Here is a 12228-nt window from a genome sequence, read left to right as displayed (position 1 = left end):
GTGCGGGATGCAGGTCCGATCGCGAAGGAGGAGGTGAATCGTCGTGCAGGGATTGATTCTGCAACTGACCAGGGCAGGCTTTCTGCTCCTGCTGTGGTTCTTCGTCTGGGCGGTCCTTCGCACCCTCCGCAGTGACATCTACGCGGCCGCGGGCATGCGAGTGCCTGCCCGCTACTCCGGTGGCTCGAAAGTTCTTCCGTCGTTCAACAAGCAGAAGGTGGCCAAGTACCTCGTGGTGACCCAGGGCGGCCTCGCCGGGACGCGCATCTCCCTCGGCACGCAACCCGTGCTCATCGGACGCGCGGACGACTCGACTCTCGTTCTGACAGACGACTATTCGTCGACACGGCACGCGCGCATCTCGCCCCGCGGTGGCGACTGGTACGTCGAAGACCTCGGTTCGACCAACGGCACCTATCTCGACCGAGCGAAGGTGACCACCGCAGTTCGCGTGCCTCTGGGAACCCCCGTCCGTGTCGGCAAGACCGTGATCGAGTTGCGCCCGTGACCCTCGTCCTTCGCTACGCCGCCCGCAGCGATCGCGGTCTGGTTCGCTCCAACAACGAGGACTCCGTGTACGCCGGGGCTCGGCTGCTGGCGTTGGCCGACGGCATGGGTGGCCATGCCGCCGGTGAAGTGGCCTCGCAGTTGATGATTGCCGCGCTTGCTCACCTCGACGACGACGAGCCCGGTGAGGATCTGCTGGGCAAGCTGGAGGCGGCCACCCGTGAAGGCAACGCGTCGATCGCGGATCAGGTCGAGGACGAACCCGAACTCGACGGCATGGGCACCACGCTGACAGCAATCCTGTTCGCGGGCAAGCGAATCGGCCTGGTACACATCGGCGATTCACGCGCGTACATGCTGCGTGACGGCTCGCTCACCCAGATCACCCGTGACGACACCTTCGTCCAGTCGCTCGTCGACGAGGGCCGCATCACCGCCGAGCAGGCCCACACGCACCCGCAGCGTTCGCTGATCATGCGGGCCCTCACCGGCAACGAGATCGAACCCACGCTCACCGTGCGAGAGGTCCGTGCGGGCGACCGCTATCTGCTGTGCTCCGACGGCCTCTCGGACGTCGTCAGCGACGAGACCATCGAGAACACCATGAACGAGGGCGAGACGGGCCCCTGCGCGGACCGTCTCATCGAACTCGCTCTGCGCAGTGGTGGCCCGGACAACGTGACGGTCGTCGTCGCCGACGTGATCGACCTCGACTACGGCCAGAGCCACCCGATCCTCGGCGGTGCCGCCAGCACCGAGGACGAGGAGGACGCCCCTCCGCCCAACACCGCAGCAGGGCGGGCCGCAGCGATGCGTCCCCCCCGCTCGACGCCCAAGCGTGTCACCAGCCCCGTCGTCACCCCCGAGAAGAAGTCGCACAAGCTGCGCTGGACTTTGATCGCCCTGACCCTGGTGGTGCTGGCGGGAATCGGTGCGCTCGTTGCCAATTCGATCATCAAGGGCAATTACTACGTTGGTGCCGACAACAGCAAGGTGACGGTGCTACGCGGTCTGCCCGGTTCGGTTCTCGGCTACTCGCTGCAGAGCGTGGAACTGGTGGGTTGCCTGGACGACGACGGTACCGTCACCTTGACCGCCCCGAACGACGCTCCGGCGAACTGCGTTCCGTTCGAGATCGACGATCTTCTGCCGGCAGCACGTGAGCAGGTCACGGCCGGGTTGCCGTCGGGATCCCTCGACGACGCGCGCGGCCAGGTCGAGCGGCTGGCCGCCGGCGACCTGCTTCAGGTCTGCGAGACCGAGCCCGTCGTCACCACAACCGTCGAACCGATGCCGACGGCGACGGCAATCATTCCGCCACCCGGGGTGCCGTTGCCCCCCGCCGCGGAACCCGTTCCCGAGGCCGCACCGACCACCACCGAGGTACCGGCACCCACGGTTCCGCAGGTTCCCGGCCAGAACTGCAGGACCGGTACTCGATGAGTTCCACTGCGTCCACGGGAGGAACCGGGTCCGCGGGAGGGTCGTTCCCGAGTCCGCCCGGAGGGTTCGCACCCGCACCGATTCAATCCAACCGACGTGGCGTCGAGCTGCTTCTGCTCGGTGCAGCGGTGCTGATCACCACGATCTCCCTGGTTCTGGTGGAAGCCAGTCAGGAACAGACCGTCACCTGGGACCTGGCGAAGTACGCGGTCGCATATCTCGCGCTGATGACGGTGGCCCATCTTGCCGTCCGGCGTTTTGCGCCCTACGCGGATCCGCTGCTGCTCCCGATCGTGGCGCTGCTCAACGGCCTCGGTCTGGTGCTCATTCACCGACTCGACCTGGCCGACGAGCAGCAGGCGCAGTACCTCGGCAACCCCATTCCGTCGCCCGATGCCAACCAGCAGGTGCTGTGGACGACACTGGCGATCGCCGGATTCGTCGCGTTGCTGGTGCTGCTGCGCGACTACCGCACGCTGGCTCGTTACGGCTACACCGTCGGACTCGCCGGCCTGGTGCTGCTCGCCATTCCGGCGATGCTGCCGTCGGCGTTTTCCGAGGTCAACGGATCGAAGATCTGGATTCGACTGCCCGGCTTCAGCATTCAGCCCGGGGAGTTCGCGAAGATCCTGCTGCTCATCTTCTTCGCATCGCTGCTGGTCGCCAAGCGCGAACTGTTCACCGTCGCCGGCAAGCACTTCCTCGGAATGGACTTCCCACGGGCACGCGACCTCGGGCCGATCCTGGTCGTGTGGATCGTCTCCGTCGGCGTGCTGGTGTTCGAGAAGGACCTCGGCACCTCGCTGCTGATCTTCGGGACCGTGCTCGTGATGATCTACATCGCCACCGAACGCGTCGGCTGGTTGATCATCGGCTTCGGGCTGTTGCTCGTCGGATTCCTGTTCGCGTATCAGGTGTTCGGCCACGTCAAGATCCGCACCGATACCTGGCTGCGCCCGTTCGACGACTACAACGACACCGGCTACCAGATCGTCCAGTCGATGTTCAGCTTCGCCACCGGCGGGTTGGCCGGCACCGGTCTCGGTAGTGGACGCCCCTCTCAGGTTCCGTTCGCCAAGACGGACTTCATCATTGCCACCGTCGGCGAAGAGCTCGGTCTCATCGGACTGACCGCGGTCCTGGTCCTGTATCTGCTGTTCATCATCCGCGGCATGCGTACCGCGCTGGCCGTCCGCGACAGCTTCGGCAAACTGCTGGCGGCGGGGTTGTCGTTCACCATCGCCATCCAACTGTTCGTCGTCGTCGGCGGCGTCACCAAACTCATTCCGCTCACCGGCCTCACCACGCCGTATCTGTCCTACGGAGGATCGTCGCTTCTCGCCAACTACCTGCTCCTCGCGTTGCTGATCAAGATCTCCGACGCAGCCCGTGAGCCGGCAACGCCCAAGAAGAAGCCCGCCCCCGCAGCGCCCATCGCCGAGGCACCCACCGAGATGGTGAAGCGCGCATGAACACACCCCTGCGTCGCGTATCCATCGCCGTGATGGTCATGGTCGTCGCGTTGCTCGCCAACGCCACCTACCTTCAGGTCATCAAGGCCGACGATCTGCGCACCGACCCGCGAAACTCGCGAGTTCTGCTCGACGAGTACTCCCGCCAGCGTGGTCAGATCTCGGCGGGCGGTCAGGTGCTGGCGTCGTCGGTCCCCACCGACGACCGCTACAAGTACCTGCGCACCTACCCCCAGAATTCGATCTCCCCGGCCAGCCCGGAAGCCAACGCGCCGATCACCGGTTACTACTCGATGCTGTACTCGAGCAGCGGCCTCGAACGCGCCGAGGACCCGGTGCTCAACGGATCCGACGACCGCCTGTTCGGCGGCCGACTGTTCGACCTCATCTCGGGCCGAGATCCCCGCGGCGGCAACGTGGTCACCACTATCGACCCCGTCGTCCAGCAGGTCGCCTACGACCAGCTCACAGCCAAGGGATACACCGGTTCGGTGGTGGCCATCGAACCGGCCACCGGAAACATCCTGGCCATGGCAAGCACCCCCAGCTACGACCCCAACCTGCTGGCCAGCCACGACGGCAGCACCACGACGGCGGCATGGGAGAACCTGAGCAACGATCCCGAGAAGCCGATGGTGAACCGGGCGATCTCGCAGACCTACCCACCGGGATCGACATTCAAGGTGATCACTACCGCAGCCGCTCTCGAAGCGGGCGCGACACCGGACGAGCAACTCACGGCCGCGTCGAACATCACGTTGCCGGGAACCTCGACGACGCTGGAGAACTACAACGGTTCGACGTGCGGCGGTGGCCAGACAGCGACGCTGCGTGAGGCTTTCGCGCGCTCGTGCAATACCGCTTTCGTCGAACTCGGCATCGACACCGGGGTGGAAAAATTGCGCGAGACGGCAGCTGCGTTCGGCATCGGTGAGGACACCACCATTCCGCTCACCGTCGCCGACAGCACCATCGGACCCATCGACGACGACGCCGCTCTCGGCCAGTCCAGCATCGGCCAGCGCGACGTGGCGCTGACGCCGCTGCAGGGTGCCGTCATCGCGGCTACCGTCGCCAACGGGGGCGTGCGGATGGCCCCGAACCTGGTGCAGCAGTTGCAGTCTCCTGACCTGTCGGTCCTGTCGAGCTCCCAGCCCAAGTCCCTGGGCGAGGCCATCAGCTCCGATACGGCAGCAACCCTGACCGATCTGATGATCGGCTCCGAGAACAACACCAGTGGCGAGGGCAAGATCCCCGGAGTACAGATCGCGTCCAAGACCGGTACGGCAGAACATGGTTCCGACCCACGCAACACGCCACCGCATGCCTGGTACATCGGATTCGCACCGGCGGAGGACCCGAAGGTCGCCATCGCCGTCATCGTCGAGGACGGTGGAGACCGGGCCTTGGCCGCCACGGGCGGCTCTGTGGCCGCACCCGTCGGGCGCGCCGTCATCGCAGCCGCATTGCAGGGGAGGTGACATAACGTGCCATTGAGCAACGGAGCTGTCATCGCGCAGCGCTATCGACTTCTGCGCCTCATCGCCACCGGTGGCATGGGGCAGGTGTGGGAAGCGATGGACAATCGTCTCGATCGCCGAGTGGCGGTCAAGGTACTCAAGGCCGAGTTCTCCGAGGACCCGGAGTTCTTGCAGCGCTTCAGGTTCGAGGCTCGAACCACAGCACAACTGAACTACCCCGGAATCGCCGGGGTCTACGACTACGGTGAGACGCGAGACGGCGCAGGCGAATCACTGGCCTACCTGGTGATGGAACTGGTCAACGGCGAACCACTCAATGCCGTGCTGGGCCGCATGTCCCGCCTGCCGCTCGGCCATGCCCTGGACATGCTCGAGCAGACCGGCCGCTCGCTCCAGATCGCCCACACCGCCGGCGTCGTACACCGCGACGTCAAACCCGGGAACATCCTGATCACCCCCACCGGGCAGGTCAAGATCACCGACTTCGGCATTGCCAAGGCCGTAGACGCGTCCCCGGTGACCAAGACCGGAATGGTCATGGGCACCGCGCAGTACATCGCCCCCGAACAGGCGCTCGGCGAAGAGGCCACCTCGGCGTCGGATGTCTACTCGCTCGGGGTCGTCGGATACGAAGTACTTGCGGGCTCGCGCCCGTTCGTGGGTGACGGTGCCCTGACCGTCGCCATGAAGCACGTCCGTGAAACGCCTGCACCTATGCCGGTCGACCTACCCCCTGCCGTTCGCGAGCTCATCGAGATCACGATGGTCAAGGACCCCGCTGCGCGCTACGCCAACGGTGGCGAGTTCGCCGACGCCGTGGCCGCGGTCCGGGCAGGCCGTCGTCCGCCTGCACCGGGAAATTCACGCGGCACAGGCACCGGCAGGGTCATGATGCCGGGCGTCGTGCCCAGCCCGCAGCCGCCTCCGCCGTCGAGCACCCAGATGATGCCGACATCCCAGCGCGACTATCGCGGACCGGCCACCGGAACGGCGGCGGCCGCGGTGCCCGAGGCGACCGGAATGTCGTCGGCGCAGAAGGCACTTGCGTGGGGCGGAGCCGGACTGTTGTTGCTGGCCATCCTGATCGGCGGTTACGTGCTGTTGACCGGGGGTAGAGACGACACGCAGACCCCGTTCGTGCCGCCGACCACCACCACCACGACGCAGCCGACTACCACCACGACCACGACGACCGAACCGACGACGACCACCGAAGAAACCACCACCACCGAAGAAACCACCACGACCACGACGACGACCACGCAGGAGCCGACGACCACCGAAGAAACCACCACGACCTCGGCGGAGCCCACGCAGACGACGACGAGACGGCCGCTCATCGAGATCCCGTTCCCGCAAGAGCCACAAGGACGACCATGACGACTCCCCGTACGCTGTCCGCTCGTTACGAGCTGGGCGAGATACTCGGTTTCGGTGGCATGTCCGAGGTCCATCTGGCGCGCGACACTCGTCTCGACCGCGATGTCGCCATCAAAGTTCTGCGCGCCGATCTCGCCCGGGACCCCACGTTCTACCTGCGGTTCCGGCGCGAAGCCCAGAATGCGGCCGCACTGAACCACCCCGCCATCGTCGCTGTGTACGACACCGGTGAAGCCGAGACCGAAGCCGGTCCGCTCCCGTTCATCGTCATGGAATACGTCGACGGCGACACTCTGCGCGACATCGTGCGCGCCGAGGGACCCATGGCACCACGTCGGGCCATGGAAGTCATCGCCGACGTCTGTGCTGCACTCGATTTCAGCCACCGCAACGGCATCGTGCACCGCGACGTCAAACCCGCGAACATCATGATCAACAACGCGGGCGCGGTGAAAGTGATGGACTTCGGGATCGCGCGCGCCATCGCCGATTCCTCGTCACCGATGACGCAGACCGCGGCCGTCATCGGAACCGCCCAGTACCTCTCACCCGAGCAGGCCCGCGGTGAACAGGTAGACGCTCGATCGGACGTCTACTCGCTCGGATGTGTGTTGTTCGAGATACTCACCGGCGAACCACCGTTCACGGGCGACTCACCGGTCGCCGTCGCCTACCAGCACGTGCGCGAGGATCCCCAGCTGCCGTCGCTGGTCAACGACGCGGTTCCGCGCGAACTCGACTCGATCATCCTCAAGGCGATGGCCAAGAACCCCGCCAACCGCTACCAGAGCGCTGCCGAGATGCGTACCGACCTGGTGCGGGTACTCGGGGGTCAGCGACCGAGCGCGCCGATGGTGATGAACGACGAGGACCGCACCACGATCCTCGGATCGGTCGATTCCCGTCAGGCGGACTTCACCGGCACGCCCGCCGCAGTCGCCGCCGCACCCCGCGCGTCGAGGCATGCCGAGCCCGAGGACGAGCCGAAGAGCCGTCGCGGCCTCAAGATCGCGCTGATCTCCGCGGCATCGATCATCGTCGTCGCCATCGTCGGAGCCTTCCTGTGGTCGCTCGGTCCCGGGGCAGACCCCAAGACCGTGACCGTGCCGAGTGTCGTCGGGCTGGTCGCAGACGAGGCCCAACGGGATCTAGAGAATGTCGGCCTCCGTGTCACCGTGCAGGAGAAGCCGGACGCGTCGGTTCCGGAAGGCTCGGCCATCGGCACCAACCCCGCCGCCGGATCTCAGACCGAATCACCAGGAGGCATCCAACTCGACGTCTCCTCGGGGCCCCAGCAGGTACAGGTGCCGCGCCTGACCGGACGCACGCAACAGGAGGCGTCCGACGCCTTGAACGAGGTGGGCCTCGAACTCGATCCCACCATCGCGCGAGCGCCGTCGACGCCGGAGAACCTCGACAAGGTCGTCGAACAGAACCCGTCCTCGGGCGTGAGCATGAACGCCAACTCGCAGGTGCGGATCACGCTCGGTTCGGGGCCCGCGCAGGTACGGATGCCCGACGTCGTCGGCCAGCTCGTCGACGTGGCGCAGCCGAACGTCGCGGGTGCAGGACTCCGCGTACAGGTGCAGAACATCGACTCGAGTCAGCCGGTGGGACAGGTCGTCTCGACCGACCCCGCCGGGGGCACCAACGTCGCAGAGAACACCGTCGTCACGCTGCGCGTCTCGAACGGAGACAAGATCCCGATGCCCGACCTGTCCGGCCTCACCGAGGCACAGGCCCTGACGGCACTGGAATCGGCAGGATGGACCGGGACCGCGTCGGACCTGTCGACGTCGAGGCAGGCGACGCTGGACCCACTGATGGTCGGCCGAATCGTCAGCCAGACTCAGCCTGCCGGCTCGGAGATCAGCAAGTCCGACACCATCACCGTGAGCATCGGTGCCCTGGGAATCCCGACCGGCTAGCTCGCCGCTCAGGCGGTGAAGCTCAAGCGAAGGCTTCGGAGACCTGAGCTTCGAGCTTGGCGACGAGTCCCTGGTCGGTGGGCATCCCGCAGACTGTGAGCCAGTTGGCCAACATGCGGTGCCCACCCTCGGTGAGGATCGACTCCGGATGGAACTGGACGCCGTGTATCGGCAACTCGGTATGCCTCATCGCCATCACCAAACCGGATTCGGTACGTCCGGTGATCTCGAGCTCGGCCGGAATGGTGTCCTCGCGAACGGTCAACGAGTGGTACCGGGTGGCGGTGAAGGGCTCGTTCATCCCCTCGAGAACCCCGACGCCCGAGTGGTGAACCAGGCTGGTCTTACCGTGCAACAGCTCCGGAGCCTTCTCCACCGTGGCCCCGAAAGCAGCGCCGATCGCCTGATGGCCCAGACACACGCCGAGCAGCGGAGTCCTGGCACGAGCACTGGCCGAGACCAGGTCCATCGTGGCACCTGCGCGCTGCGGGGTGCCCGGTCCCGGGCTGAGCAGGATGCCGTCGAACTGAGCCGCGGCCGCATCCCGATCGGTGAGGCGCTCGTCGTCGTTGCGCCAGACCTCGACATCGGCATTCAACTGACCCAGGTATTGGACGAGGTTGAAGACGAAGCTGTCGTAGTTGTCGACGACGAGAATGCGCATGTCGACAGCGTACTCAGCGTGGCTGCGCGTACCGCATGCGCACCGATTCGGAGTACGCGGGCACCGAGAGGTTCTCCGCGGCCGCAACGTCGTAGCGCAGGCCGTACCGCAACGCGTACTGCTCGTACAACCGCACGCCCGGCTCGTTCTTCAACGCCGCGCGCAGCCGATCCGCGTCACCGAGAGCCGTCATCACATACGGCGGGCTGTACGTCCGGCCGCCGAGAAGAAGAGTGTTCCCGATGCAGCGTGGCGCCGAGGAGGTGATCAGCCGCTGATCCTGCATCGCAATCGCCGACGCGCCACCCGCCCACAACGCGTTGAGCACGCTCTGCACATCGACCTGATGGACCACCAGATCGTCGACCGACGCGTCGGACGCATACGAACCGTCGGGCCCCCGGGAGGCGTCGGCCATCGTGACGGTCAGTCCGGCACCGGACGCGGCCTCGCGTCCCGCCGCATCGGCCAGGGAATCGACCCGCGCCAAGGCGTCGGCGACGTCGGTGTCCCCTGCCGCGGTGCGCTGCTGGATGGAGTCCACCTGCTGTTCGAGCGTTTCCCGGCTTCGCTGTGCATCGTCGCTGCTGCGTTGGGCAGCGTCGACCAGATCGGCGAGCCGGGTGGTGTCTCCACCGCGCAATTCGGAGCCGTCCGAGACATTCCTGGTGGTGCCGAGCAGCAGACCGACGACGGCGCACACGGCAACGGTCAGCACCCACCAGCGGGTGTCGGCGGTTACGGTCGATCGTCGTCTCACGGGCGCTCGCAATTTGTCCGGTGGGTCGGTGCTGGGCTCACCTGGGTTAGCGTGTACAGCAACCGGGTCCGTGACCGACACGGTCCTCGAGGTGACAATAGCCTGGGGATGCCGTTCACCCACCGATCCACAGGTCCGTCGTCAATTGTCCACAGGTACGGCCGCAGCGCCGCCGGCCGTCACGAACGTGAAGAGGAAGCAATGCCGAAGTCGAAGGTACGGAAGAAGAACGACTACACCATCAACCCGGCGAACCGCACGCCGGTGAAGGTCAACGCCGGGCCGTCGCCGGTCTGGTACGTGGTGTTGATGCTGGGATTCATGGTGGTCGGGCTGCTGTGGCTGATCGTCTACTACCTGGCTTCCGAGGACATCGCCTTCATCGGAAACCTCGGCGCCTACAACTTCCTGATCGGCTTCGGATTCATGGTCGTCGGACTCGTCATGACCATGCGGTGGCGCTGATCGCGGCCCGAGTTACATCCATGTCATTCATCCCCAATGTGGATAAACCCTGTGGATAACTCTCGGAATGATCCACAGGGTGTGTACGAACAGCAGTGGGCGACGCCGCTCGTTGCCGTCGCGGCCCTGGTCGCAGGCGGAATCGCCCTCGGAGTCGGCGCTGCACTCTCGTCCACCGACGCAGCAGGCACGTTCCTCGTGGGACTCGCCGCCGTCGGAATGTGGATTCTGGCAGCCCTCGCTGCGGTCCAACGCCCCCGGCTGGCCATCACACACGACGGATCGCTGACGATGAAACGACTCGGCGGAATCCGCACGTACTCACGCGCCGATATAGTGCGCATCAAAATCGTGAAATACCCGCGACTGGGCCGACGCGTACCGATGCTCGAACTCGACGTGCGGCCACCCGGAGAAGACGACGATCGACTGATCATCTTCGGCAGATGGGACCTCGGCACCGACCCGCGAGATGTATTCGACGCACTCGACAGTCACGGTCTGGTGCCCCGCAACTCCTGAGCTGCCGTCCGCGGGGGGTACTCGATGTGACGTTCAGTGGACTTTTGGGGGGTCGATGTCACATTCAGTGGACCCCGTGAGGCGACCGGTGGAGTCCGGGCAGCGGACTGTCAGATGCCCAACTGCGCGCGGAGGTCGAGCACTCGTATCGCGATGATTCCGAGGGACACCACAGCAACGGCGATCACCGACAACCACGCCATGGACAGGCCAGCCAGGGTTCTCGGTGCTCCCGTCCCACCAGTTCGGTTGGAGAGGAACACCAAACCGGCGGTGGCTGCTGCACCGGCGACGAGTCCACCCATATGGCCCCACAGCGAGATGCTGGGGATGGAGACGCTGATGAAGATGTTCACCGCGATGACGATGAGGATCGGAGCCGGGCTGCGCTTGAGCCGCAGCAGGATGACGGCTTGGGCACCCAGGAGGCCGAAGACTGCACCGGACGCGCCGACGGTGGTGGCGAGCGGGTTCTCCAGCAGCATCACCGACGCGCTTCCGCCCAGGAGCGAGAGGAAGTAGACGGCCAGATAGCGAGTTCGACCGAGCACGAGTTCGACGTCGCGACCGATGATGTACAGCGCGAACATGTTCACGAGCAGGTGAATCGGCCCGTAGTGGACGAAGCCACTGCCGACCAGCCGGAACACGTCGCCGTCGGCAACCAGGAGGCTGTTGAGAGCCCAGCTACGGGCCAACCCGGAGCCGGAGGTGTTGTTCATCGGATCGCCGGACTGCGCAACCGTGATGGCGTAGACGATGACGTTGACGGCGATGAGCGCGAATGTCAGTGGGGTCTTCGCCGATCGCGTCATCGGCGCGCCGGCAATGGTCTGCGCCGTCCGCACGTTCTTGTTGCCCTCGCGTACACAGTCGACGCAGTGCTGGCCGACCGCTGCGGGTTGCAGACACTGCGGGCATGCCGGCCGCCCGCAACGGGAACAGGCCAGGCCGGTGGGGCGATCGGGATGTCGGACGCACACCGACTGAGGTGGGTTGGGTTGGTCGCCGTACGCGCCACCCCAGCCGGGGTTCGTCATGTTCTCTTCAAGTCCTTCGGGCAGATCAGGCGATGGTGATGTTGTTGATGACGACCTCGTTCACCGGACGATCGCCGCGGCCGACCGGCGTGCTGGAGATCGCGTCGACGACCTTCTTCGACGCCTCGTCGGTGACCTCACCGAAGATCGAGTGCTTGCGGTTCAGGTGGGGGGTCTTGCCGGTGGTGATGAAGAACTGCGAGCCGTTGGTGCCGGGGCCGGCGTTGGCCATGGCCAGCAGGTACGGGCGATCGAAGGAGAGTTCGGGGTGGAACTCGTCCTCGAACTTGTAGCCCGGTCCACCTGTACCGGTGCCGGTGGGGTCGCCGCCCTGGATCATGAAGCCGTCGATGACGCGGTGGAAGACTGCGCCGTCGTAGAACGGTCCGGTCTTGGCACCCGACGCGTTCTGCGTCGTGTACTCCTTGGATCCGTCCGCGAGACCGACGAAGTTCGCGACGGTCTTGGGGGCGTGATTGCCGAACAGTTCGATGACGATATCGCCCCGGTTGGTGTGCAACGTGGCCGTTTGGGTCTTGTTTGGTGAAGTCACGCCCTCCATCGTG

General features: G+C 65.6%; 12 protein-coding genes. 8 read left to right on the top strand and 4 right to left on the bottom strand.

All coding sequences use genetic code 11. The features are described from left to right. Nucleotides 1–43: 43 nt before the first annotated feature. The 6 genes from AABD04_RS00140 to pknB are packed head-to-tail and all read left to right on the top strand — an operon-like array spanning nt 44 to nt 8211. Nucleotides 44–508, top strand: coding sequence for an FHA domain-containing protein FhaB/FipA (locus AABD04_RS00140; RefSeq protein ID WP_037195344.1), 465 nt, complete (start codon nt 44–46; stop codon nt 506–508). Next, complete coding sequence (locus AABD04_RS00135; RefSeq protein WP_341439770.1) at nt 505–1950, top strand: PP2C family protein-serine/threonine phosphatase; 1446 nt, start codon at nt 505–507, stop codon at nt 1948–1950. The genes AABD04_RS00140 and AABD04_RS00135 overlap by 4 nt, the downstream gene beginning before the upstream one ends. Then, nucleotides 1947–3422, top strand: coding sequence for an FtsW/RodA/SpoVE family cell cycle protein (locus AABD04_RS00130; RefSeq protein WP_341439769.1), 1476 nt, complete (start codon nt 1947–1949; stop codon nt 3420–3422). Before AABD04_RS00135 ends, AABD04_RS00130 begins: the two co-directional genes overlap by 4 nt. Beyond that, nucleotides 3419–4903: a peptidoglycan D,D-transpeptidase FtsI family protein gene (locus tag AABD04_RS00125; RefSeq protein WP_341439768.1), complete on the top strand. Its 1485-nt coding sequence runs from the start codon at nt 3419–3421 to the stop codon at nt 4901–4903. The genes AABD04_RS00130 and AABD04_RS00125 overlap by 4 nt, the downstream gene beginning before the upstream one ends. 6 nt (nt 4904–4909) lie before the next feature. Continuing rightward, entirely contained in the window at nt 4910–6283 is a 1374-nt protein-coding gene (locus AABD04_RS00120; RefSeq protein ID WP_341439767.1) for a serine/threonine-protein kinase, read from the top strand. Then, complete coding sequence (gene pknB, locus AABD04_RS00115; RefSeq protein ID WP_341439766.1) at nt 6280–8211, top strand: Stk1 family PASTA domain-containing Ser/Thr kinase; 1932 nt, start codon at nt 6280–6282, stop codon at nt 8209–8211. Before AABD04_RS00120 ends, pknB begins: the two co-directional genes overlap by 4 nt. Nucleotides 8212–8233: 22 nt before the next feature. Here the strand turns inward: pknB and AABD04_RS00110 are convergent, their stop codons facing one another. Beyond that, a complete protein-coding gene (locus AABD04_RS00110) occupies nt 8234–8875 on the bottom strand; it encodes an aminodeoxychorismate/anthranilate synthase component II (RefSeq protein WP_341439765.1) in 642 nt (213 codons plus the stop codon). 13 nt (nt 8876–8888) lie between these two features. After that, nucleotides 8889–9635 carry a DUF881 domain-containing protein gene (locus AABD04_RS00105; RefSeq protein ID WP_341439764.1) on the bottom strand — a complete coding sequence of 249 codons (747 nt, stop codon included), beginning with the start codon at nt 9633–9635 and terminating at the stop codon, nt 8889–8891. A 201-nt stretch (nt 9636–9836) separates the two neighbouring features. Between AABD04_RS00105 and crgA the strand changes: the two genes are divergently transcribed. Both crgA and AABD04_RS00095 read left to right on the top strand, forming a co-directional pair. Next, nucleotides 9837–10100, top strand: coding sequence for a cell division protein CrgA (gene crgA / locus AABD04_RS00100; RefSeq protein WP_121871646.1), 264 nt, complete (start codon nt 9837–9839; stop codon nt 10098–10100). A gap of 36 nt (nt 10101–10136) precedes the next feature. Then, nucleotides 10137–10622, top strand: a complete 486-nt coding sequence (locus AABD04_RS00095) for a PH domain-containing protein (protein WP_341439763.1) — start codon at nt 10137–10139, stop codon at nt 10620–10622. 110 nt (nt 10623–10732) lie between these two features. On the opposite strand, the gene AABD04_RS00090 is transcribed toward AABD04_RS00095, so the two are convergent. Continuing rightward, nucleotides 10733–11662, bottom strand: a complete 930-nt coding sequence (locus tag AABD04_RS00090) for a rhomboid family intramembrane serine protease (protein ID WP_341439762.1) — start codon at nt 11660–11662, stop codon at nt 10733–10735. A 25-nt stretch (nt 11663–11687) separates the two neighbouring features. Continuing rightward, nucleotides 11688–12224, bottom strand: coding sequence for a peptidylprolyl isomerase (locus AABD04_RS00085; protein ID WP_341439761.1), 537 nt, complete (start codon nt 12222–12224; stop codon nt 11688–11690). Nucleotides 12225–12228 lie beyond the last annotated feature (4 nt).

Origin of the sequence: Rhodococcoides navarretei, assembly GCF_038069675.1 — a bacterium.
In the GTDB taxonomy this organism is placed as follows: Bacteria; Actinomycetota; Actinomycetes; order Mycobacteriales; family Mycobacteriaceae; genus Rhodococcoides; species Rhodococcoides navarretei.
This window is presented reverse-complemented; position numbering and strand designations above follow the sequence as displayed.

Coding starts and splice junctions, on each gene's coding strand:
- AABD04_RS00130 (WP_341439769.1), top strand. CDS start 1,947: ATGAGTTCCACTGCGTCCACGGGAGGAACCGGGTCCGCGGGAGGGTCG.
- AABD04_RS00125 (WP_341439768.1), top strand. CDS start 3,419: ATGAACACACCCCTGCGTCGCGTATCCATCGCCGTGATGGTCATGGTC.
- pknB (WP_341439766.1), top strand. CDS start 6,280: ATGACGACTCCCCGTACGCTGTCCGCTCGTTACGAGCTGGGCGAGATA.
- AABD04_RS00110 (WP_341439765.1), bottom strand. CDS start 8,875: ATGCGCATTCTCGTCGTCGACAACTACGACAGCTTCGTCTTCAACCTC.
- crgA (WP_121871646.1), top strand. CDS start 9,837: ATGCCGAAGTCGAAGGTACGGAAGAAGAACGACTACACCATCAACCCG.
- AABD04_RS00095 (WP_341439763.1), top strand. CDS start 10,137: ATGTGGATAAACCCTGTGGATAACTCTCGGAATGATCCACAGGGTGTG.
- AABD04_RS00090 (WP_341439762.1), bottom strand. CDS start 11,662: ATGACGAACCCCGGCTGGGGTGGCGCGTACGGCGACCAACCCAACCCA.
- AABD04_RS00085 (WP_341439761.1), bottom strand. CDS start 12,224: ATGGAGGGCGTGACTTCACCAAACAAGACCCAAACGGCCACGTTGCAC.